The organism is Bradyrhizobium sp. HKCCYLRH3097 (genome assembly GCF_051167875.1).
Lineage (GTDB): Bacteria > Pseudomonadota > Alphaproteobacteria > Rhizobiales > Xanthobacteraceae > Bradyrhizobium.
The window spans coordinates 296,525-316,606 of sequence record NZ_JBNPTX010000002.1; the positions used below are offsets into that span (position 1 = coordinate 296,525).

Sequence of the window (20,082 nt, forward strand, 5' to 3'; positions counted from 1 at the left end):
GACCTCTTCGGTTCGAGGATCAGGCGGACGGTTCGAGGTCCGCCAGTTCGACGCCTTCCTGCACGATGTCGCCGACCTTGCACTTGATCGCCTTGAGCCGGCCTGCGAACGGCGCCCGCAGGGTCTGCTCCATCTTCATGACTTCGAGCGTCAGGATCGCCGCACCCTTCTCCAGGACGGCGCCTTCCTGCGCAAGCAGCGCCACGACGGTCCCCGGCAACGGCGCCACGATCTTGTCCTCGCCGGCCTGCTCCTCGTCGTCACCGCCGAACGGATCGATCCAATGCAGATCGAAACGGCCGTTGCGGGTCCGCAGGTACAGCTCATGGCCCTCGATGACGGCCACCACATGGGATTTGACGCCGTCGCACACAAGGTCGAAGCCGCCGTCATCAGTCGGAAGTGCCGAGAACGAGGTCTCACGGCCCTCGATCGACAGGCGCTGCACGCTGGGACCATAGGCCAGCGTGGCGGTCCGCGGTTCATTCCCAGCGCTTTGGCGGAACGAGAACACGCGCTGCCGCAGCCCCACCGGCATCCAACCGGATGCGCGCCACGGCGAGCCTTGCTCCTTGGCCGCAGTCTGCTCGCCGATGAGAATGGCCGCGACGGCTGCACTGAGCTCGAGGTCGCCGGCCACCGCCCCCGACGGGGTCAGATGTGTCAGATGGCGCTCGATGAAACCGGTGTCGATCGCGTTCGCCACGACGTCGGGATGCGTTAGCAGCGACGACAGGAACGGGATGTTGCTGACGATACCTCGGACGTCGGTGTCCTCAAGGCCGCGGTTGAGCCGCTCGATCGCGACCTCGCGGGTCGGCGCCCAGGCGATCATCTTGGCGAGCATCGCGTCGTAATAGGGCGAGACCACATCGCTCTCGCGATAGCCGGCATCGATGCGCAGGCCGCCGGTTTCAGCGGGAAGCCGCCAGGTCTTGATCGTGCCGACCGAGGGCATGAAATTCTTGGCGGGATTCTCCGCGTAGACGCGTGCCTCGATGGCATGGCCATGCAAGCGGATCTGGTCCTGCGTCAGCGGCAGCGCGTCGCCGAAGGCGACGCGCAACTGCCATTCGACGAGATCGACGCCGGTGATCAACTCGGTGACGGGATGCTCGACCTGCAGGCGCGTGTTCATCTCTATGAAGAACACGTCGCGGCCGTCGGAGACGAACTCGATGGTGCCCGCCCCGACATAGTTGACCGCGCCGGCCGCGCGACGCGCCGCGGCGCAGACCGTCTCCCGCTGCTCCGGCGTCAGCGTCGGCGACGGCGCCTCCTCGATCACCTTCTGGTGCCGACGCTGCAAGGTGCATTCGCGCTCGAACAGCGACACCAGATTGCCGTGGCTGTCGCCGATGATCTGCACCTCGATGTGGCGCGGGTTCTGGACGAATTTCTCGATCAGCACACGGTCGTCGCCGAACGCCGCCTTGGCCTCGCGCTTGGCGCTGGTGACGGCATCAGCGAGATCGCCGGCTGCATTGACCACGCGCATGCCGCGGCCGCCGCCACCGGCGGAGGCCTTGATCAGAACGGGAAAGCCGATCCGCGCGGCTTCATTTGCGAGCGTCGCCTCGTCCTGCGCCTCGCCGTGATAGCCGGGCACCAGCGGCACGCCGGCCTGCTCCATCAGGAATTTGGAGCCGGACTTGGAACCCATCGCGGTGATCATCGCGGCCGTCGGCCCGACGAACACCAGGCCCGCGTCGAGACAGGTCTGCGCGAATTCGGCGCTCTCGGACAGGAAGCCATAGCCGGGATGAACCGCCTCGGCGCCTGTCTGCCTCGCAGCCTCGATCAAGCGCTCGATGTTGAGATAGGAATCGCGGGCGCGTGCGGGGCCGAGCAGCACCGCCTCGTCGGCGAGCGCGACATGCAGCGCGTTTCGATCCGCCTCGGAGTAGACCGCGACGGTCTTCAATCCCATCGCGCGTGCCGTGCGGATGACGCGCACGGCGATCTCGCCGCGGTTGGCGATCAGGAGCTTGCGGAAACGACGATACAATCCGGGACGAGCCATGATCACATCCTGAACAGGCCGAATTTGGTCGGCTCGACCGGGGCATTGGCGGCGGCAGACAATCCGAGCCCGAGCACGAGGCGGGTATCGGCGGGATCGATCACGCCGTCGTCCCACAGCCGCGCCGTCGCGTAGTAGGGATTGCCCTGGGCCTCGTATTGCGCACGGATGGGGCTGCGGAATTTCTCTTCCTCTTCCGCAGGCCAGCTCTCGCCCTTGGCCTCGATGCCGTCGCGGCGGACCTGGCTCAGCACCATCGCGGCCTGCTCGCCGCCCATCACCGAGATGCGCGCGTTCGGCCACATCCAGAGGAAACGCGGCGCATAGGCGCGGCCGCACATGCCGTAATTGCCGGCGCCGTAGGAGCCGCCGATCACCACGGTGAACTTGGGAACCGACGCGGTCGCGACCGCAGTCACCAGCTTGGCGCCGTCGCGGGCGATGCCGCCGGCCTCGTATTTCTTGCCGACCATGAAGCCGGTGATGTTCTGCAGGAACACCAGCGGAATGTTGCGCTGGCAGCACAGTTCGATGAAATGCGCACCCTTCAGCGAGCTCTCGCTGAACAGGATGCCGTTGTTGGCGATGATGCCGACCGGATGGCCCCAGATGTGGGCGAAGCCGCACACCAGCGTCTGGCCGTAGAGCTTCTTGAACTCGTCGAACTCCGACCCGTCGACCACCCGCGCGATGATGTCGCGCACGTCGAACGGCTTGCGGCCGTCGACCGGCACGACGCCGTAGATCTCTTCCGCCGCATAGCGCGGCTCGCGCACCTCGCGCATGTTCAGCGCGCTGCGCGCGCCCGGCGGCTTCAGTGTGCCGACGATGCGACGCGCGATGCCGATCGCATGGGCGTCGTTCTGTGCGTAGTGATCGGTGACGCCCGACTGGCGTGAATGCACGTCGGCGCCGCCCAGTTCCTCGGCCGTGACGACCTCGCCGGTCGCCGCCTTCACCAGCGGCGGGCCGCCAAGAAAAATCGTGCCCTGATTGCGCACGATGATGCTCTCGTCCGACATCGCCGGCACATAGGCGCCGCCGGCGGTGCACGAGCCCATCACGATCGCGATCTGCGGGATGCCTTGCGCCGACATCTGCGCCTGATTGTAGAAGATCCGGCCGAAATGCCGCTCGTCCGGGAAGATCTCGTCCTGCAGCGGCAGGAAGGCGCCCCCGGAATCGACCATGTAGACGCAGGGAAGGTTGTTCTGCCGCGCGATGTCCTGGGCGCGCAGGTGCTTCTTCACCGTCATCGGGTAGTAGGTGCCGCCCTTGATGGTGGCGTCGTTGGCGACGACGACGCATTCGCGGCCGGCAATGCGGCCGATGCCGGTGACGATGCTCGCCGAATGGACGTCGCCGCCATAGAGCCCGTGCGCGGCCAATGGCGACAGCTCCAGGAACGCCGTTCCAGGGTCGAGCAGCAGGTCCACACGCTGACGCGCCAGCATCTTGCCGCGCGACAGGTGCCGCTTGCGCGAGGCCTCGCCGCCGCCCTCGGCGACCTGCCCCAGCTTCGTCCTGAGGTCGGCGACCAGCGCGCGCATGGCGTCGGCATTGCGGGCGAAATCGGAGGACGATGGATCGATCGTGGAGTGAAGCGTCATGACCGGCGTCTTCGTTGCGAGGCTGGAGGGGGAAGCCGTGGGAGCACGCGTCAGAGCGGTCGCGGCCGTTCAGGCCGCTGAGAGCCCGGGTGTACCATCTTTGCCCGCATGCTGTCCTCCCTGCCCGTCGGCTGCCCGGTCTGCGGCCGTCCGTCCTTCTCGAATTAAACGATCATACGTTTTTAAATTCTATTCTCAAGCGGATTGTTGTAGGGTCCGGGGTGAACAGCATTTGCTTGAGACCACGGAATTTTCAGACTTCACTACGGGGCCCCTCCCGAGGCGGATCCGCCGCGATCGGCACCGGGACTGTCCAGCGAGGACGAGATGGCGCGCACGATCGGGTCACATGGTCCGACGACGATGGAGGCGATCCGCAAGGCCGGCCTGCGGCTGATCTTCCAGCACGGCTATGAGGCCATGAGCCTCCGCCAGCTCGCCGCCGAGGTCGGCATCCAGCCAGGCTCGCTCTACAATCACATCAGCACCAAGCAGGAGCTGCTGGCGGAGCTGATCCAGGACCACATCAACAACCTCCTGCGCGAGCTCGACCAAGCGCTGCGCGACACCCATGGCCCCGTCGAACGCCTGCGGGCGTTCGTCGCCTTCCACGTCAGCTATCACATGACCCGGAAGCGCGAGGTCTTTATCGCCAATTCGGAGCTGCGCAGCCTCGATCCCCGCAACTATGAGGCGGTTGTGGCGCTGCGCGGCGCCTATGAGCGCCGGCTGGCCGACATCCTCGGCGACGGTGTGGCGCAAGGCGTGTTCGACGTCGACGACATCCAGGTCGCGACCTTTGCCATCATCGCGCTCCTGACCGGGCTGTGCAGCTGGTACCGTCCTGGCGGCCGGCTCACCAGGGAGGCGATCATCGCGGCCCACGAGAAGCTCGTGCTCTCCGGCGTCATGCCGCGCACCGTCGGGACCGATCAGGCCGGCGGTGGCCGGCCTGATCACCCGACCGGCTGAACGGGCCGCGCCGATGGCTGGCAGCCCGGAGCTCGACGCGATCGATCGCAGGATCCTGGCGGAGCTCCAGGCGGATGGCCGGATCCGCATGAACGAGCTCGCCGACAGGGTGGGGATCTCGCATCCGAACTGCCTGCGCCGGGTGCGGACGCTGCGCAGCAGCGGCGTGATCAAGTCCATCCGCGCCAGCGTCGATGAACGGTCGCTGGGCTATGAGGTGGTCGCGTTCGTGTCGATTCAGCTCGACAGCCAGCACCAGACGGCGCTGGAATCGTTCGAGGCCGCGATCGTGACATTGCCCTGGGTCCAGCAATGCTGGCGGCTGTCGGGAGATACGGATTTTCTGCTGAAATGCGTGTCGACCGGGGTCGAAGGCATGAGCCGCCAGCTCCGCCAGTTCGCCGCCCTGCCCGGCGTCCGGGCCATCAGGAGCTTCCCGGTGCTCGGCCTGTCCAAGGACGCGCCGCTGCCCATCCCCGGCGGGCCGCCTCAAACAGGGTGAACGGATGACGGCCGGGCCGGCCCCTCAATGCGTCCAGGGCTCGCCGCGGCGGAACGAGAAATTGTCGGCATAGGCGATCTGCCGCTTCACCGGCTCCTTCGGCTCGATCACCTGATAGGGAATGCCCTTGCGCTCGCAATAGGCGATCGCCTCGTCCTTGGTGTCGAAGCGCAAGGTGACCTGCTGCTTCATGTCCGAGGAGGACGTCCAGCCCATCAGCGGCTCGACCGAACGCGGCTGCTCCGGCTCATAATCCAACTGCCAGTCCCGGGTCTTGGCCTTGCCCGATTGCATCGCGTTCTTGGCGGGCTTGAAAATGCGTGCGGTCATGGCTGGAAGAGCCCCTGGAAGCTGCGTCGTCATGCGTTTGGCGGAAACGGCCGGGATGGGGTACAGGCAAGCGTCGGCACGGAACGGTGATTCCCATCCTGGACATGACCGTCTATCGTGCCCCGTATAGTCATTCTGCCGTCCCGTGACAATCTCGGTCGACTGCCACGGCGCCTCTGCTCCCCGAACGCTTTCCATTCAAAACAGTGCGTTGAAGCGGCCATGAAAATCAATGCCACGCTGCCCGAGCGAGGGCGCGACCTTCGGCTCGACCTGTTTCGCGGAATCGCCAACTGGGCGATCTTTCTCGATCACATCCCGGACAATGTGGTGAACTGGATCACCACGCGGAATTACGGCTTCAGCGACGCCGCCGACCTGTTCGTGTTCATCTCCGGCTATACCGCCTCGTTCGTCTATGCGCGCATGATGATCGACCGCGGCTTCATCGTCGGCGCCACCCGGCTGTTCAAGCGGGTGTGGCAGCTCTACGTCGCCCACATCGTGCTGTTCGTGATTTATATCGTGGCCATCAGCTATCTGGCGACGCGGTTCGGCGTCTCCGAGATCATCGACGAGTTCAACGTCGCAGGCCTCGTCGACCACGCCAGCGATACGCTGGCCCAGGGACTGATCCTGAAGTTCAAGCCGGTCAATCTCGACGTGCTGCCGCTCTACATCGTGCTGATGGGCTTCTTCCCGCCGGTGCTGTGGATGATGCTGCGCCAGCCCGACCTGACCATGATCGCCTCGATCGTGCTTTGGCTCGTGGCGCGACAGATGGGCTGGAATTTCGCGGCCTATCCGGCGGGCACCTGGTACTTCAATCCGTATTGCTGGCAGGTGCTGTTCGTGTTCGGCTCGTGGTGCGCGCTCGGCGGCGCCCGCCGCTCGATGGGCATCATCATGGCGCCGGCCACGCTTTATTTCTGCATCGCCTATATGGTGCTCGCCCTGGTCATGACGATGGCCGGCCGCTTCCCCGAGCTCGGATCGATGTTTCCGAACTGGCTGTATTCGGCCTTCAATCCCAACGACAAGACCAATCTCGCGCCGTACCGCTTCCTGCATTTCGTGGTGATCGTCATTTTGGTCATCCGGTTCGTGCCGAAGGAATGGCCGGGCCTGGAGTGGAAGGCGTTCGATCCCCTCATCGTCTGCGGCCAACAGTCGCTGGCGGTGTTCTGCGTCGGCGTGTTCCTGTCCTTCATCGGCCACTTCACCCTGATGCTGAGCTCAGGTTCGCTGCTGGCGCAGATCCTCGTCAGCGCGGCGGGCATCGCGATCATGACCACCGTGGCCTACTACATCTCCTGGTCGAAGCGGCAGGACAAGCCGCTGCCGAAGCCGCCTGCGCCGAAGTAAACCCCGCACATCATGGGCGCGGGGGCGGTCCCGCGTCCGTTGACCTGCATCAAGCCGGCCACGATCGGGCTCGCTAAGGTTTGCTTCACAACGGGTGCCGCCTTCCGCGGCGCGCGTTCCATGGCGAACGCGCAAGGCCGCCACGCGGCGATTTGCTGACAAGGACCAGAATATGCCGACCCATTTCCACGCCGTCGTGTGGCTCGATCACAGCGAGGCCAAGGTGTTCCACATCGGATTGACCGGTGCCGACGAGCTGACGCTGCATCCACACCTGCAGACCAAGCATCTGCACCACAAGGCCAACGAGATCGGCAGCGGCCACGCGGCGCCCGACAAGAATTTCCTCGAGGAGGTCGCGCACGCGCTCGATGACGCCGGCGAGATCCTGATCATCGGCCCGGCCAGCGCCAAGACCGAGCTTGCCAAGTACCTGCACGAGAAGCATCCTGCGGTCGGAAAGCGCATCGTCGGCGTCGAAGCTGCCGATCACCCGACCGATCGCCAGATCGTCGCCTATGCCAAACAGCACTTCAAGATGCCTCCGCCCCGCGTGGCGACGGGCACTGCCGGCTAAGTATAGCCTTTCTCCCGTCGCAGGGTCCGTTCGATCATGGACATGCTGACGCCGGACCGATCCAACGCCATTGCTGCCCCGCCGGCCGTCGATCGCGGCCGGCGTCGTTTTCCGTGGCGCGGCCTGCTCTCGATCATCCTGCTGTTCGGCGCGCTGGCCGGGCTTGCCACATGGTGGGTGCGTGGACCGCTGATCGCGACCGCCCGCATCACCCGCGGCACGGCGGCCGAGATCGTGTATGCGACCGGCGCGGTGGAGCCTGAGACGTGGTCGCGGAGCACGCCCCTGGTCCGCGGCCGCATCGTCGAGCGCTGCCGCTGCGAGGGCAAGCTGGTCAAGGCCGGCGACGTGCTGGCGCGGCTCGACGACAAGGAGGCGCTGGCCACCTTGAACGATCTGCGCGCACAGGAGGAATTCCAGCGCCACGAGTTCGAGCGGCAGTCGCAGTTGCTGGCCCGCGGCGCGGCCACATCGCAAGCGTACCAGCGCTCCGAAAGCGATCTCGCCCGCATCCGCGCCCAGATCGCGGCCCAGACCCAGCGCCTCGACTACTTCAAGCTGGTGGCGCCGATGGACGGCGTCGTCCTCAAGGAGGACGGCGAGGTCGGCGACATGGTCGATCCCGGCACCATCCTCTACCGCGTCGGCCTGGAGAAGCCGCTCTGGGTCGTCGCCGACGTCAACGAGGAGGACATCCCCCGTGTCCAGGTCGGGCAGAAGGCGCTGCTACGCGCCGATGCGTTCGGCAACCAGGCCCTGCCCGGGACGGTGAAGCAGATCACGCCGGCGGGTGATCCCGTGGCCAAGACGTTCCGAGTGCGGATCGGCTTGCCCGACAACACGCCGCTGCGCGTCGGCATGAGCGTCGAGGCCAACATCGTCAGCCGCGAGACGGGCGACACGCTGCTCGCGCCGGCCAATGCCGTCGTCAACAACAGCCTCATGGTGATCGATGGCGGCCGTGTGCACCGGCGCGCGGTGCGGATCGGCATCCGCGGCTCCGCGGCGGTCGAGATCCTCGACGGCGCCCGCGAGGGCGAGCTGGTCGCGGCGCCGGCGACGGCCGACATCAAGGACGGCGAGCGGATTCGCGTGATCGAGCCCGAGACGTCCGTGCCATGAGCCTCGTCCTGACCATCGCCTGGACCCATGTGCGCCATCGCGCCCGCCAGACGCTGGTCGCGATCGCCGGCGTGATGACCGGCGTGGCGTTTTCGGTGATGATGGCGGCAATGATGGAGGGCTCCCAGGACGACTTCATCCGCACGCTGGTCGACGCGCTGCCGCACATTTCGATCACCGACGAGCTGCGCCAGCCGACCCGCCAGCCGGCCGACCAGGTCTATGCGGCGGCCGAATATCATCGATTGACCCCGAATGTCCGCCGCCCCGGCATCAAGAACCCGATGGCCACCATCGCCTCGCTGCAGGGCTGGGTGCCGGGCGCGCTGACGGCGTCGGTGCAGTCCAAGGCCGTGCTGCGCTTCGCCGGCCGCAACCTGACGGTCGCAATCATCGGCATCGATCCGCGCACTGAAGGCCAAGTCTCGACGCTGGCGAGCCACATGCGGCAGGGCAATCTCAATTCGCTGTACCGGTCCTCGCACGCGATCCTGCTCGGCGACCGGCTCGCGGCCAAGATCGGCGCGCGGGTGAACTCCAACATCACGCTCGCCTCGGCCCAGGGCATCAGCATGAACGCGACCGTCGTCGGCATCTTCCATTCCGGCTTCCGCGGCACCGACGAGACCACCGGCTACGTGCTGCTGCGCACCGCGCAGATCCTGGAGCGCCAGACCGGGATCATCAACGAGATCCGCGTCCGCACCAACGATCCGATGCAGGCGCGCCTGATCAGCGAGCGCATCGGCGAGCAGACCGGCTACAAGGCGGTCTCCTGGCAGGAGGCGCAGGAGGACCTGCTGGCGGCGATCACGCTGCGCAACGTGCTGATGTACACCATCGTCGGCGCCATCCTGCTGGTCGCGAGCTTCGGCACCTACAACATCATCTCGACCATCACCCACGAGAAGACCCGCGACATCGCCATCCTCAAGTCGCTCGGCTTCCGCGACCGCACGGTCCGCACCATCTTCATCGTCGAGGCGCTGTTCATCGGCCTGACCGGTGCCGCCCTAGGCTGGGCGCTCGGCTACCTGCTTACCCGCGGGCTGGCCTCGCTCGAGTTCAAGACGCCGTTCTCCGACTACAATCATCTGCCCGTGCTGTATTCGCTGAAGCACTATCTGCTGGCCGGCGCGGTCGCGCTGATCTCCAGCGCGGTCGCCGGCTACTTTCCGGCCCGCGCCGCGGCGCGGTTGCATCCGGTCGACATCATCCGGGGGGCGACGTGAGCCCGCCCCTGATCGAGGCGCGGCAAGTGACGAAGGTGCTGCCTGGCGAGGTGCCGGTGACGCTGGTCGCCGACATCGATCTCGTAATCCATCCGCGCGAGCTCATCGCCATCACCGGACCGTCGGGCTCGGGCAAATCCTCCCTGCTCTACCTGCTTGGCCTGCTCGACCTGCCGAGCCAGGGCGACGTGCTGATCGACGGCCGCTCGACGACCGGCATGAGCGAGGATGAGCGCGCCGAGGTGCGACTGTCGCGGCTCGGCTTCGTCTTCCAGTTTCATTTCCTGCTGCCGGAATTCTCGATCACCGAGAACGTCGCGCTGCCGATGCGCGCGCTGGCACGGCTGTCGCCGCGCGCCATCACCCAGCGCGCCGAGGAGCTGCTGGAGTCGCTTGGGCTGGCCGAGCATCTGCGCAAGACGCCGGACAAATTGTCGGGCGGCCAGCGCCAGCGCGTGGCGGTGGCGCGCGCGCTCGCCAACGATCCGCCGGTGATCCTCGCCGATGAGCCGACCGGCAGCCTCGACACCGCCGCGACCGCGCAGGTGTTCGGCATCCTGCGCGATCTGGTCACGCTGCGCGGCAAGACCGTCGTCGCGGTCACGCACGACCTCAACCTCGCCGCTCAGATGCAACGGCGCGTGCACATCATCGACGGCCGGCTGGCGCCGGACGAGTTGGCGCGCTGATCCGCCCGCCGCGACCTCGGCACGGTGGACGCGCGAACCGCCTCCTGCGCCTGATTTGATTTAGCGCAAAGACGCGAGATTTCGATTCAGAGGATGCTGACGACCAGCGGATGTTCCTTCCCCGGATTCACCCGCACACTTCGGATGCTCCCGGGTTTTGCCGCTGCGGGAGCATCCGAATTTTTTATCGGCCCAGCCGCGCTCGCTCGTACCGATTGACGTCTGGCGGCCTGGCCGAAATCCTTCTCGCTATCGTGAGCGTCGAGCCGGAGTTCGCACCAGCAATTGGCCTCACCCGGGAAGCCGCGCCGCTGCGGAGATGGTCGGGGCAGCTGGATTCGAACCAACGACCTGCAGTACCCAAAACTGCCGCGCTACCAGGCTGCGCTATACCCCGATGGTCTCGAAGGACGATTGTCCTCGAGGACCCGTCACTACACGGTCGCGGCCTCCGCAGCAAGACTGCGGCCCGTCCGTGAAGATGGAGCCGGCATGAAAAACGGCCCCAGGAAACGCCGTTCCGGGGCCGTCAAATGCGGTGGTCGCAGCAAGCATTCGCTCAGTGCGAGGACAATGCCGGCGAGCCCGTCTCGGGGTGGATCTCGGCCGCCATCATGCCCTTGGAGCCGGGCCCGTAGCGGACCAGCACCCATTGGCCGGGGCGCAGCTCGGTCATGCCGTAGCGGCGCAGGGTCTCCATGTGGACGAAGATGTCCGGGCTCCCTTCCCCGCAGGTCACGAAGCCGAAGCCGCGCAGCCGGTTGAACCACTTGACCTGGGCTCGCTCCAGCCCGCTGGTCGGCGTGACCGTCACATGGGTGCGCGGCGGCAGCATCTGCGCCGGATGGATCGCCGTCGACTCGTCCATTGAGACGATGCGGAAGGCCTGGTAGCCCTTGGAGCGCTGCACGCACTCCACCACCAGGCGAGCACCTTCATAGGCGGTCTGGTAGCCGTCGCGCCTGAGCACCGTGACGTGCAGCAGCACGTCCGGCCAGCCATTGTCGGGAACGATGAAACCGTATCCCTTCGAGGCGTCGAACCATTTGATGACACCGCTGATTTCGACGAGGTTCTCGCCAAGACCGGTCATCGCATCGATTGCCGAGTCGCGCGCGACGCCGGTTTGATATTCCGCCCCGAGCCGGGTTGGTGTCGATACACCAACGACCGGCACCCCAAGCTTCTTGGACTCAAATCCGTCCGACCCCATAACCCCGGACCTCACATATGAATTGTGAGCCGCCACCCCTGCAACGGCGCCCTCATACACGTGCTCACCACCTATACCCACGATGAGTCACGCGAATCTCTCGAATCAAAGATAACATTCCCTCGTGCCGCGCATAGATAAAAATCGGTTTCAGTGAGGCATATGAACAGAGATGCCGACAAAAATGCATCAATTTCCGTTCAATTACGGACGAACGATCCGAGTACTTCGCCGATGTCGTGGTGGATAACGAGGTCTGCAACGTCGTCCTGATCGGTCGGTTCCCGGTTGATGATCACGAGTTGCGCGCCAGCCCGCTTTGCCATCAATGGAAAGCCCGCGGCCGGCCACACAACCAGCGATGAGCCGATCGCGACGAACAGATCGCAGTGCTGCGCGAGTTCGCTGGCACGCTGCATTTCATGCTCGGGCATCGACTGACCAAAGGATACCGTCGCGGTCTTCACCGGCTCCGCGCATTCGGGGCAATCCGGCGCGGCACCGTCGGCCTCGAAGCGCTCGCGCACCCAGTTGAGCTCATAGCGCTGCCCGCATCCGATGCATCGCGCGTAGGTGGTGTTGCCGTGCAGCTCGATGACGTGATCCGGGGCGAAACCGGAGTCCTGGTGCAGGTTGTCGATGTTCTGAGTGATGACGGCCGGAATTTTCCCCGCACGGTAGAGCGACGAAAGCGCCAGGTGGCCGCGGCCGGGCCGCGCCGCGGCAAACGTCTCCTGCATCGCGAAGCGCCGCCGCCAAGCTTCGTCCCGCGCCTCCTGGCTGGCGACGAATTCGTCGAAATGGATCGGCCGGTTGCGCGTCCATAGACCGCCGGGAGAACGGAAATCCGGAATGCCCGTCTCGGTCGATATTCCAGCACCGGTGAAGGGGACGATCACCCGCGCCGCAGCGATCATGTCTCCCAGGCGGTTCACCCCGTCGTGCAGATCGGATGCAATCATCAGCGGCGGCCCCGAAGCATGAAACCTCGCATCATCATTGTCCTCCCTTCATAGCACGGCAAGCTGGCCCCCGCCTCTGGGCGTGTCCGGCTCGGCTGCGTCGTTGCGCCACTCCGCATCCACCGGAACCGGTCGTGAACGACGCAACTGCAAGCAAAGCGAGTCAGATTGTTTCGTGTCTACCGGAAGACGTTGGCGTTGCTCGCCTTCCGTCCCCAGCAAAACGCGCGAGCCGCCTGCAGCCGGGGCCGACCGTCCGCAATCACGCCCCAATCGGACATCCACATCGCGCCAGCGATTCGCCAGGAAGTTTGTCACGCGTCTCAGGGCGAGGCTCGCCGGATAGCGACCGGAGCAGAGAGGATCCGTGAGGCAGAACGAGACGCAGGACGACCGCCGCGCGAAGGAGCGCGCCGACATCACCGCAAGGATTGCACGGTTCAAGTCGACCCAGGAGAAGTTCGCGCGCGAACGCGAGGAATATGCCCGCTTGGCGTGGAAGAAGGCGCAGCGCGGCGAGGCCGCGGAATAGCAGGGATGAAAGAAGAGCCCGGAGGCTTTCGCCATCCGGGCTCTCCTTTTCACAACTGGCGCTTACCAGTGATGACGCCAGTGGTGGTAGCGATGATAGTACGGTCCGCCGTAATAGGCATACGGCCCGGGCGCGTAGACGTAACGCGGGCCGTAGTCGTAGTAGTCGTAGCCCGGACCATAGTAATACGGGTGCGAGGCCGCGATCGCGCCGGCAGTCAACGCTCCCGCCGCGAGGCCGAATGCGAGACCCGGGCCGATGCCGCGCGCCTGTGCCGGTGCGGGTGCCGCGAGTGCGGTGATGGCGACGGCGCCCGCGGTCGCCAGAACAGCCAATGTCTTTCTCATGATCGAATGTCCTCCAATTCCCATGCGTCCAAACAACGCAGATGCGGGGGAGTTGGTTGCAGCCCGGCTCACCGCCGCGCGCGTTGGAACCGTGACCGTCGCCACACGTTCACCGCCATGAGGGAAATCCCCGATGGCATCCTGGCTGGAACTTCTGTTCAACATCATCGGCTATGGCGGATTCGTCGTGCTTGCGTCCTGTCATCCCAGGACCGAGGCGGCCGGTGCGGCGCCTGAAATAGCTGCGGACGACGGAGCGGATCTGACCGGCGAGCGCCGCTGAAGCCGAGCTTTGCGGGCGAGCGCCGGGCCTTCATCCACAGCGGATCCAACGCTTATCCACAGCTCCTCGGCTGGGCTCTTCGGATCGCGGATCAACGGCTTGCTGCGCCGTATCCACCGGCTTCTCCCCAGCGCGCGCGACGACGCTCCCGCGCAGGCCGGAGGGCGTACGGGCCGGTCAATCTTCCCGCAAAGACCTTTGAACCTTCCTGCGCCTCCCCGAGACACATCAGTACTGGGGATTTCAGGGCCCAGTTTCGAGGGTGGCGCCACGCGACGAAGATATTCCGTCGCGCTGGCGCTGCTGTCGTTTTTCGGGCCCCCGCGGTGCCAACCTTCGCGGTCCGGGGACGCCGGCGCTTCGGCGACCGCAACACTCAGCCGCGCTGCAACCACACAGCCCGCAACGAAAAAGGCCTCCTTTTCAGGAGGCCTTTGACGTGATCACGACCGTGACTGACGGTTCAGATCAGGCAACCGCGTCCTTGGCGGCCTTGACCGGGCGGGCGCGCACGATCTTGCGGGCCGGCTTGGCCTTGAACATCATCTCTTCGCCGGTGAAGGGGTTGGTGCCCTTGCGCGCCTTCACGGCGGGCTTCTTGACGACGACGAACTTGGCGAAGCCCGGCACCAGGAACACGCCGTTCTTCTTCAGCTCCTTGTGGCCGACGTCGGTGAGCGTCTCCATGACGTTCTTGACGTCGCGCTTGGACAGCTCGGTCGAGGTCGCAATCTTCTCGATCAGTTGCGACTTGGAAAGTTGGGTAGCCATCGTATCTCCTTGTGATTGATACCGGTGAATGACGTGACGACTGCGCGGCTATCAGCGCATTGCTGCGCAGACTGGTCGGGGCTTTCTGGCTGCATTGCACAGCCGGGACTTCAGTCGTCTAGTGGCGTATCACCCCGCGATTTTCGGGATTCTCCTGCATTTCAAGGGGCCCCGAAGCACCCACAGCGGCGCCAAAATTCCAACGGAGCGCGCAGAAGTCAAGCTGCGATGGCGATCGAACGGAGCAAGCGATTCATTTTCCCCTATATTTCCAGGCATTTTCGACGGTCCTGCGTGATTTTGGCCGCACATTGCAGGGGAAACATGCTGAAATCCCTGCATGCGGTCGCATCGCGCTCGTTCATCCATGCCGCGAATCACTGCCAAAACAGCGATTCGCTGGCATACGGAGGGGCTCTCGCAACACCGCGCAGCCCCGTCGAACGCGTCGTCGCGCGCACCGCACATCCGAGCGAGCCGGCGCCGCCGCAGCATCAGGCTCGATACACGGGCGGGCGAATTGCTGCTATGGATCGGCGTCCGCAGGCGGCCGTTGACCATCCGCTTCGAGTTCAGGGAGAGAAGACACGATGCGTTATCTCCACACCATGCTGCGCGTGCGCAATCTCGACGCCGCGCTCAAATTCTATTCCGATGCGCTCGGCCTCAAGGAGGTGCGCCGGATCGACAACGACAAGGGTCGCTTCACACTGGTGTTTCTCTGCGCACCCGAAGATGAATACCTGCTGAAGAGCCTGCCGCCGACGCGTGGCGCCCCGCTGGTCGAGCTCACCTACAATTGGGACGAGGAGAGCTATGGCGAGGACCGCTTCTTCGGCCATCTCGCCTATGAGGTCGACGACATCTACGCCACCTGCGACCGGCTGATGAAGCTCGGCATCACCATCAACCGGCCGCCGCGCGACGGCAACATGGCCTTCATCCGCTCGCCCGATCTGCACTCGATCGAGCTGTTGCAGAAGGGCGAGCCGAAGGCGCCGGCCGAGCCCTGGCTGTCGATGCCGAACACCGGACATTGGTGAGTCATTCGCCTTCATGATCCAGCCGGAACATCGTGGCCACCCTCGCGTTGTCGCTCCGATCGATGGAGAGGATACGAGGAGGCCGAGATGGGTCGAGGACTTCTATTGTGGTTGTTGGGCGTGCCGATTCCGGTGATCATTCTGCTCTGGCTGTTCTTCGGCCACTGATCGCCGCGAACGATGCGTTCGTCGGAAAAGCCCCGCTTCGAGCGGGGCTTTTTGCGTAACATGCGCTAACGATGACGCTCGCCCAGAGAGGAGCCGAACGTGTCCGCCGACGACAGACTGACGATCTGGGGCCGCCCCAATTCGGTGAACGTGCAGAAGGTGCTGTGGTGTCTCGCCGAGCTCGATGTCGCTTATGACCGTATCGACGCGGGCATGCAGTACGGCCGCAACAACGAGGCGGACTATCTCGCAATGAATCCGAACGGCCGCATCCCGACGCTGGTCGATGGCGATTTCGTGCTGTGGGAGAGCAACGCGATCATGCGCTATCTCTGCCTCGCTTATGGCGACGGCACGCCGCTTTATCCAACGACGCCACAGCACCGCGCCGCGGTGGAGCGCTGGCTGGACTGGACGCTGTCGACGGTGCAGCCGATCGAGCGTCCGCTGTTCTGGGGCTTGGTGCGAACGCCGCCGGAGCAGCGCGACATGGCCGCCTTGCAGAAGGCGGCCGACGACGCCGCGGCGATGTGGCGCATCCTCGACGCGCATCTGACCACGCGCAGCCACGTCGAGGCCGAGCATTTCACGCTCGCCGACATTGCGCTTGGCGCCTATGCCCGGCGCTGGTTCGGAGTCGAAGGTGTCGTCAAGCCGGAGCTGCCGAGCCTCGCGCGCTGGTACGGACAGATCGCGCAACGCCCGGCCTTCATCCGCCACATCGCGCCGCCGCTGTCGTGAGCACCTCAGCGGCTGGTCGAGGTGCCCATCTCGACGCGCAGGGCGCCGCCGACCTTCACGCAGGTATCGGTTCCCTCGACGCGTACGAAGTTGGCGCCGTAGGACGCGCAGGGATTGCTGGTGGCGGCGCCTGAACGGGATGCGGCCTTATTCGGTCCAGCCGCCTTCGGCCCGGGAAGCGATGGCGCAAGAAGCGACGACCCCGGCGAGCCGGCGGCTGCCACGGTCACGGCGGCGAGCACCGCGAGGGCGCCCAGGATGAGAGATCGACACATGCCGCTTGTTAGCGCGTCTGCCGCAGCGAAGCGACACCGGCCGTCTATTTGCCGATGAACTTGACGCCGACCGAGGCGCCGCGGCGCCACACCACCTGGCACTGGCGGCCCGTTCTTGCGTCGCGCGCGAAGGCGAGCCGGATGGTCGCCGGCAGCGCCGCCGCGTCCTGCAGGGTCAGCTTGGCGCCGGCGCTGGAAATGTCCTGAACCAGGCAATGGCGCACGGCGAACCCGCCATCCAGCGTGATCCACGCCGGCTGCTTCATCGATTTGCGGGCTTCCCGCTTCTTGGGCGCGGCCATCATCCTGCTCCTGCTCGCCCGTTGCAGTACGGCAAGGACCCTAATGGACGGTTGACCGGACCCCGACTGCGCGTGCGATTCATCGCTGCAGAACCTCGCGCCGACCGCGTCTCGGCGCAAACCGTCCGTTTCAAGATCGAAGATGGAAGGAAAGCCGGCGCGGAGTGGCGCTCCCTAGCGGAATCGAACCGCTCTCTCCACCGTGAAAGGGTGGCGTCCTGACCGATAGACGAAGGGAGCAATACGCACGATGCCAGAGGGCACGAGGCCCCGGTGCCATCGCCGCTTGCACGTTTCGGTAAAACCTTCAGCAAATCAGCCGCTTGAGGCGATGATCTGCGAGGTCGGCTGAACCACCGACGGTGATTCCGTGCCGCGCGCCGAACGTATAGAGGCGTTTCGCCGGCCGGGCAAGCCACCCCGTGGCGGTGTTTCCGGTCTCTTCCCGCGTGCTCAACGGGCCGCAAACAGCGGAGCGATACCGTCCGTGTCGATGTAGACCACGCCGTCCTCGACCTTGACCGGATATTGCGCCAGCGCGCTCTCCGGCGGGTGGAGCGGCGTACCGGTGAAAGCATCCCACGTCCAATTGTGCACGGGGCAACTGAGCACGCGGCCGTCGAAGCCGGCCTCCTCCATCGGCGCCGCCGTGTGCGGGCAGACGCCCTGGAACGCTTTGAGCTCGCCATTGTCGGGCCAGGCAAGGATGACGAGCTGGGCGTCGGCGATGACGAGGCGCATGCCGCCTTCGTCGATGGTGTCGGCCTTGCAGACGCGGGTGAACATTCGCTGGCCTCATGCTCCATTGCGACCATCGCAATCGAAGGACCACGAGCAAAACTCGTTCCGCGGACCGCGCTGTGCCCGCGAGCCCGACAAGACCAAGCCCGACAAGACCGTGGCACCCTTCTTGCTGCCCTTCCCGGCATCTCTCGTCGAACGAGCCATCGTGTCGCAAAGGCGACAGACCGCTCGGCGGCGAGTTGCGGCGGAGTGCGACATGACCGACATGACCGAGCTGAGAACACGCAAGGAGCCGCTCAATCTCGCCATCGTGCATGTCGATCCCGACGCCTTCATCGCCAACCTCATGGCTTGGCTCGAGATCACCACCTTCATCAAGGCGCAGCGCGTCGGCGAGGCCGCGGTGCCTGCCGACGGCAAGACACCCGCATTGTCGGCGGCGCAATTGCAGAACGGCGGCGTCCACGAGGTCGGCAACGACGCGCTGTTCGCCTTCGCGATGACGGCGTCGCTGAAGGGCGACAAGGCCGCGGTCGACAAGGTCGAGACCGCCTTGCTCGACGGCATGGGCAAGGATTTTCCCGGCTCGTTCGCGCTGTGGCACTTCCGCGCCACGATCGATGCGCCGACCACGCTCGACGATTTCGTCGGCCAGGCCGGCAAGAAGATGCTGACAGGCGATCTGCCGCCACCGCCGCTGCGCGCCAAGGAATATTGGAGCGCCGGACTGCGCTTCTTCGAGAAGGCGCGCAAGTCGAACTTCGTCCACGAGATCATGTATCCGCTGGCGAAATGGACGCGGGCGCGCTGGACCGAGACGGCGGAGAAAGGCGTCGCCTTTCTGCATCACATCGAGGACAACGTCCCGGTGCTGCGCGAGGTGCTGGAGGAGCCGCGCAACGACCAGGCGTTCATCGCCAATGTCCTGCTGAAGCTCGCGCCTGCCGTCGATATGGAGTTGAACGAGGAATATCAGGGCTTCCTGCGCTCGCTGGCGCGGCGCAACTGACGCAAGGGTGCGGTGGTCAATTCCAGCCGACCCGCCCACGCAAAAAGGCCGGCGGGCGTTACGCCGCCGGCCTCTTGTCGCGACTGCCGGCTCCGGCCGTCCGGTTCCGTCGCATTCCTGGGGTATGCGAACAGGGTCGCGCGATCTGGTTAATGATAGGTTAACGCACGTATACCGGAATAACCACGATCATGAACTACAACCATGATCCCGGGTTTGCGTTCCGGCCATGAACCAGCGCGGGGACCATCGAGCGGCGAGATCGGACAAGGCCGTCAGCTCAGCTGCAAGGCGCGCTTCGTCTCACGGCGCAGCGCCTGCTCCTGGCAGCCCGACAGCCGGACGAGTTCCTGGGGATACATGTCATAGCCATGGCTGCCAAAGGCACTCTGCTGCGCCATCGGGACCTGCGCAGGGGTTCGGGCCGCATCTGCCCCTGCCCCTGCATTCGACGAACCTCGGACCGGATCGAGCCCAGTGTTCAAAGCGGCCATAGCCAGCTCCGCGAAAGAGTGCCTGCCCCCACTGGAACTATAGTCCACCGGTCGCGGGGCGCAATTGGGCAAAACGCCATCAGCCGGCGGTGGCGCGCGCCTGCTCCGCCTCCTGTTCCCAGCGCAGGATGGTCCGCTCGAGATTGTGGAATTTCTCGGCGACGTCGCCGTCGAACAGCGGGTCCTTGCGGTCCGACATGCGGGCGTCGATATCGGCCCAATCCTCCGCCTGAAGGGCGCGCAGCGCCGCCGGAAACAGCAGGGTCTCCTCCTTGCGCAGATGCTCGCGCTGGCTGTCGATGAACTCATGCACGGCGGCGTGGAAGCTCTCGCGCAGGATCTCCTGGTCCGACAGCACCGCGTTCACGGCGTCGGCAAAGCCGCGCAGCCGCTGCGCCTCGGTCTCGTGCTCGTCGTCGACGTCGCCATAGGCTGCGGCCGCGGCAGGGTCGCGTTCGCGCAGCTTGCCGAAGATCATCTCCTCCTTGGGATGATGACAGCGCTGCGGATAGTCCTCGAAATAGGCGATGATGCTCTGCAGGATGTCGTAGTCCGGCCGCCGATTGTGATCGAACAGCTCCAATTCGTGCTCGAGCACCGAGAGAAGCTTCTCGAGATTCTCGTGCTCCTGCAGCAGCGCTTCGATGATCCTTGCCATGGCCGCCCTCGCCTGTGCGCCGGCTGGGCCTTGCCGAACCGGCATTTTCCCTGAACGCAACAGACTACGCCCGCGCGAGCGCGGGCGGCATTGCGGCAGATCAAACTGACAGACCGAT

At 65.3% G+C, this 20,082-nt stretch carries 24 protein-coding genes and 2 tRNA genes; 12 read left to right on the plus strand and 14 right to left on the minus strand.

What is annotated here, in order from left to right:
• Positions 1-19: 19 nt before the first annotated feature.
• Positions 20-2,023 (minus strand): acetyl/propionyl/methylcrotonyl-CoA carboxylase subunit alpha, encoded by a 2,004-nt coding sequence (locus ACQR0U_RS06965; RefSeq protein ID WP_315751630.1) that lies wholly within the window; start codon positions 2,021-2,023, stop codon positions 20-22.
• A 2-nt stretch (positions 2,024-2,025) separates the two neighbouring features.
• Entirely contained in the window at positions 2,026-3,633 is a 1,608-nt protein-coding gene (locus ACQR0U_RS06970) for a carboxyl transferase domain-containing protein (RefSeq protein ID WP_315712061.1), read from the minus strand.
• A 327-nt stretch (positions 3,634-3,960) separates the two neighbouring features.
• On the opposite strand from ACQR0U_RS06970, the gene ACQR0U_RS06975 reads away from it, so the two are divergent.
• Together ACQR0U_RS06975 and ACQR0U_RS06980 are read left to right on the plus strand one after the other, a co-directional pair.
• Entirely contained in the window at positions 3,961-4,605 is a 645-nt protein-coding gene (locus ACQR0U_RS06975) for a TetR/AcrR family transcriptional regulator (protein ID WP_316194175.1), read from the plus strand.
• 13 nt (positions 4,606-4,618) lie between these two features.
• Positions 4,619-5,107 carry an Lrp/AsnC family transcriptional regulator gene (locus tag ACQR0U_RS06980; protein WP_434872117.1) on the plus strand — a complete coding sequence of 163 codons (489 nt, stop codon included), beginning with the start codon at positions 4,619-4,621 and terminating at the stop codon, positions 5,105-5,107.
• 24 nt (positions 5,108-5,131) lie between these two features.
• On the opposite strand, the gene ACQR0U_RS06985 is transcribed toward ACQR0U_RS06980, so the two are convergent.
• A complete protein-coding gene (locus ACQR0U_RS06985; protein ID WP_315751632.1) occupies positions 5,132-5,437 on the minus strand; it encodes an ETC complex I subunit in 306 nt (101 codons plus the stop codon).
• Positions 5,438-5,659: 222 nt separating this feature from the next.
• On the opposite strand from ACQR0U_RS06985, the gene ACQR0U_RS06990 reads away from it, so the two are divergent.
• The 5 genes from ACQR0U_RS06990 (at position 5,660) to ACQR0U_RS07010 (ending at position 10,422) form a co-directional block, all read left to right on the plus strand.
• Positions 5,660-6,802, plus strand: a complete 1,143-nt coding sequence (locus ACQR0U_RS06990; RefSeq protein WP_315712065.1) for an OpgC domain-containing protein — start codon at positions 5,660-5,662, stop codon at positions 6,800-6,802.
• Positions 6,803-6,974: 172 nt separating this feature from the next.
• Entirely contained in the window at positions 6,975-7,379 is a 405-nt protein-coding gene (locus tag ACQR0U_RS06995; RefSeq protein ID WP_434843002.1) for a translational machinery protein, read from the plus strand.
• A gap of 42 nt (positions 7,380-7,421) precedes the next feature.
• A complete protein-coding gene (locus tag ACQR0U_RS07000; RefSeq protein ID WP_316170496.1) occupies positions 7,422-8,501 on the plus strand; it encodes an efflux RND transporter periplasmic adaptor subunit in 1,080 nt (359 codons plus the stop codon).
• Complete coding sequence (locus tag ACQR0U_RS07005; protein WP_316164799.1) at positions 8,498-9,733, plus strand: ABC transporter permease; 1,236 nt, start codon at positions 8,498-8,500, stop codon at positions 9,731-9,733. Before ACQR0U_RS07000 ends, ACQR0U_RS07005 begins: the two co-directional genes overlap by 4 nt.
• Positions 9,730-10,422: an ABC transporter ATP-binding protein gene (locus ACQR0U_RS07010; RefSeq protein ID WP_434872108.1), complete on the plus strand. Its 693-nt coding sequence runs from the start codon at positions 9,730-9,732 to the stop codon at positions 10,420-10,422. Before ACQR0U_RS07005 ends, ACQR0U_RS07010 begins: the two co-directional genes overlap by 4 nt.
• Positions 10,423-10,742: 320 nt before the next feature.
• Here the strand turns inward: ACQR0U_RS07010 and ACQR0U_RS07015 are convergent.
• The 3 genes from ACQR0U_RS07015 to ACQR0U_RS07025 form a co-directional block, all read right to left on the minus strand.
• Positions 10,743-10,819 (minus strand) — tRNA-Pro (locus tag ACQR0U_RS07015).
• Between the two features lie 162 nt (positions 10,820-10,981).
• Positions 10,982-11,635, minus strand: coding sequence for a cold-shock protein (locus ACQR0U_RS07020; protein WP_315712071.1), 654 nt, complete (start codon positions 11,633-11,635; stop codon positions 10,982-10,984).
• Between the two features lie 200 nt (positions 11,636-11,835).
• Positions 11,836-12,597, minus strand: a complete 762-nt coding sequence (locus ACQR0U_RS07025) for an SIR2 family NAD-dependent protein deacylase (RefSeq protein WP_315751637.1) — start codon at positions 12,595-12,597, stop codon at positions 11,836-11,838.
• A gap of 367 nt (positions 12,598-12,964) precedes the next feature.
• Between ACQR0U_RS07025 and ACQR0U_RS07030 the strand changes: the two genes are divergently transcribed.
• Positions 12,965-13,129, plus strand: a complete 165-nt coding sequence (locus tag ACQR0U_RS07030; RefSeq protein WP_315712073.1) for a hypothetical protein — start codon at positions 12,965-12,967, stop codon at positions 13,127-13,129.
• Between the two features lie 62 nt (positions 13,130-13,191).
• Here ACQR0U_RS07030 and ACQR0U_RS07035 read toward each other — a convergent pair whose 3' ends face one another.
• Entirely contained in the window at positions 13,192-13,476 is a 285-nt protein-coding gene (locus tag ACQR0U_RS07035; protein WP_316170494.1) for a hypothetical protein, read from the minus strand.
• A 133-nt stretch (positions 13,477-13,609) separates the two neighbouring features.
• On the opposite strand from ACQR0U_RS07035, the gene ACQR0U_RS07040 reads away from it, so the two are divergent.
• Entirely contained in the window at positions 13,610-13,759 is a 150-nt protein-coding gene (locus tag ACQR0U_RS07040) for a hypothetical protein (RefSeq protein WP_315712075.1), read from the plus strand.
• Between the two features lie 468 nt (positions 13,760-14,227).
• On the opposite strand, the gene ACQR0U_RS07045 is transcribed toward ACQR0U_RS07040, so the two are convergent.
• Positions 14,228-14,530, minus strand: a complete 303-nt coding sequence (locus ACQR0U_RS07045) for an HU family DNA-binding protein (protein ID WP_172109121.1) — start codon at positions 14,528-14,530, stop codon at positions 14,228-14,230.
• Between the two features lie 590 nt (positions 14,531-15,120).
• On the opposite strand from ACQR0U_RS07045, the gene ACQR0U_RS07050 reads away from it, so the two are divergent.
• Together ACQR0U_RS07050 and ACQR0U_RS07055 are read left to right on the plus strand one after the other, a co-directional pair.
• Positions 15,121-15,573: a VOC family protein gene (locus tag ACQR0U_RS07050; RefSeq protein ID WP_315712076.1), complete on the plus strand. Its 453-nt coding sequence runs from the start codon at positions 15,121-15,123 to the stop codon at positions 15,571-15,573.
• 267 nt (positions 15,574-15,840) lie between these two features.
• Positions 15,841-16,482: a glutathione S-transferase family protein gene (locus ACQR0U_RS07055; RefSeq protein WP_315712077.1), complete on the plus strand. Its 642-nt coding sequence runs from the start codon at positions 15,841-15,843 to the stop codon at positions 16,480-16,482.
• Between the two features lie 5 nt (positions 16,483-16,487).
• On the opposite strand, the gene ACQR0U_RS07060 is transcribed toward ACQR0U_RS07055, so the two are convergent.
• The 4 genes from ACQR0U_RS07060 to ACQR0U_RS07075 form a co-directional block, all read right to left on the minus strand.
• The gene (locus ACQR0U_RS07060) at positions 16,488-16,757 is read right to left on the minus strand and encodes a porin (RefSeq protein WP_316173691.1); all 270 of its coding nucleotides are present in this window, start codon (positions 16,755-16,757) and stop codon (positions 16,488-16,490) included.
• A 44-nt stretch (positions 16,758-16,801) separates the two neighbouring features.
• Entirely contained in the window at positions 16,802-17,059 is a 258-nt protein-coding gene (locus ACQR0U_RS07065; protein ID WP_315712079.1) for a PilZ domain-containing protein, read from the minus strand.
• A gap of 165 nt (positions 17,060-17,224) precedes the next feature.
• Positions 17,225-17,299 (minus strand) — tRNA-Glu (locus ACQR0U_RS07070).
• A 213-nt stretch (positions 17,300-17,512) separates the two neighbouring features.
• Positions 17,513-17,845: a Rieske 2Fe-2S domain-containing protein gene (locus tag ACQR0U_RS07075; protein WP_315712080.1), complete on the minus strand. Its 333-nt coding sequence runs from the start codon at positions 17,843-17,845 to the stop codon at positions 17,513-17,515.
• Positions 17,846-18,059: 214 nt separating this feature from the next.
• Here ACQR0U_RS07075 and ACQR0U_RS07080 point away from each other — a divergent pair, with 214 nt between their 5' ends.
• Complete coding sequence (locus ACQR0U_RS07080) at positions 18,060-18,812, plus strand: hypothetical protein (RefSeq protein WP_315826901.1); 753 nt, start codon at positions 18,060-18,062, stop codon at positions 18,810-18,812.
• A gap of 275 nt (positions 18,813-19,087) precedes the next feature.
• Here the strand turns inward: ACQR0U_RS07080 and ACQR0U_RS07085 are convergent, their stop codons facing one another.
• Positions 19,088-19,213, minus strand: coding sequence for a hypothetical protein (locus tag ACQR0U_RS07085; protein ID WP_315712083.1), 126 nt, complete (start codon positions 19,211-19,213; stop codon positions 19,088-19,090).
• Between the two features lie 172 nt (positions 19,214-19,385).
• Entirely contained in the window at positions 19,386-19,964 is a 579-nt protein-coding gene (locus ACQR0U_RS07090; RefSeq protein WP_315712084.1) for a hemerythrin domain-containing protein, read from the minus strand.
• Positions 19,965-20,082: the final 118 nt, after the last annotated feature.

Excerpts from the sequence above, each read along its gene's own strand:
- ACQR0U_RS06965 (WP_315751630.1), bottom strand. The coding sequence starts at position 2,023 with ATGGCTCGTCCCGGATTGTATCGTCGTTTCCGCAAGCTCCTGATCGCC.
- ACQR0U_RS06970 (WP_315712061.1), bottom strand. The coding sequence starts at position 3,633 with ATGACGCTTCACTCCACGATCGATCCATCGTCCTCCGATTTCGCCCGC.
- ACQR0U_RS06975 (WP_316194175.1), top strand. The coding sequence starts at position 3,961 with ATGGCGCGCACGATCGGGTCACATGGTCCGACGACGATGGAGGCGATC.
- ACQR0U_RS06980 (WP_434872117.1), top strand. The coding sequence starts at position 4,619 with ATGGCTGGCAGCCCGGAGCTCGACGCGATCGATCGCAGGATCCTGGCG.
- ACQR0U_RS06985 (WP_315751632.1), bottom strand. The coding sequence starts at position 5,437 with ATGACCGCACGCATTTTCAAGCCCGCCAAGAACGCGATGCAATCGGGC.
- ACQR0U_RS06990 (WP_315712065.1), top strand. The coding sequence starts at position 5,660 with ATGAAAATCAATGCCACGCTGCCCGAGCGAGGGCGCGACCTTCGGCTC.
- ACQR0U_RS06995 (WP_434843002.1), top strand. The coding sequence starts at position 6,975 with ATGCCGACCCATTTCCACGCCGTCGTGTGGCTCGATCACAGCGAGGCC.
- ACQR0U_RS07000 (WP_316170496.1), top strand. The coding sequence starts at position 7,422 with ATGCTGACGCCGGACCGATCCAACGCCATTGCTGCCCCGCCGGCCGTC.
- ACQR0U_RS07005 (WP_316164799.1), top strand. The coding sequence starts at position 8,498 with ATGAGCCTCGTCCTGACCATCGCCTGGACCCATGTGCGCCATCGCGCC.
- ACQR0U_RS07020 (WP_315712071.1), bottom strand. The coding sequence starts at position 11,635 with ATGGGGTCGGACGGATTTGAGTCCAAGAAGCTTGGGGTGCCGGTCGTT.
- ACQR0U_RS07025 (WP_315751637.1), bottom strand. The coding sequence starts at position 12,597 with ATGATTGCATCCGATCTGCACGACGGGGTGAACCGCCTGGGAGACATG.
- ACQR0U_RS07035 (WP_316170494.1), bottom strand. The coding sequence starts at position 13,476 with ATGAGAAAGACATTGGCTGTTCTGGCGACCGCGGGCGCCGTCGCCATC.
- ACQR0U_RS07040 (WP_315712075.1), top strand. The coding sequence starts at position 13,610 with ATGGCATCCTGGCTGGAACTTCTGTTCAACATCATCGGCTATGGCGGA.
- ACQR0U_RS07045 (WP_172109121.1), bottom strand. The coding sequence starts at position 14,530 with ATGGCTACCCAACTTTCCAAGTCGCAACTGATCGAGAAGATTGCGACC.
- ACQR0U_RS07050 (WP_315712076.1), top strand. The coding sequence starts at position 15,121 with ATGCGTTATCTCCACACCATGCTGCGCGTGCGCAATCTCGACGCCGCG.
- ACQR0U_RS07060 (WP_316173691.1), bottom strand. The coding sequence starts at position 16,757 with ATGTGTCGATCTCTCATCCTGGGCGCCCTCGCGGTGCTCGCCGCCGTG.
- ACQR0U_RS07065 (WP_315712079.1), bottom strand. The coding sequence starts at position 17,059 with ATGGCCGCGCCCAAGAAGCGGGAAGCCCGCAAATCGATGAAGCAGCCG.
- ACQR0U_RS07075 (WP_315712080.1), bottom strand. The coding sequence starts at position 17,845 with ATGTTCACCCGCGTCTGCAAGGCCGACACCATCGACGAAGGCGGCATG.
- ACQR0U_RS07080 (WP_315826901.1), top strand. The coding sequence starts at position 18,060 with ATGACCGACATGACCGAGCTGAGAACACGCAAGGAGCCGCTCAATCTC.
- ACQR0U_RS07085 (WP_315712083.1), bottom strand. The coding sequence starts at position 19,213 with ATGGCGCAGCAGAGTGCCTTTGGCAGCCATGGCTATGACATGTATCCC.
- ACQR0U_RS07090 (WP_315712084.1), bottom strand. The coding sequence starts at position 19,964 with ATGGCAAGGATCATCGAAGCGCTGCTGCAGGAGCACGAGAATCTCGAG.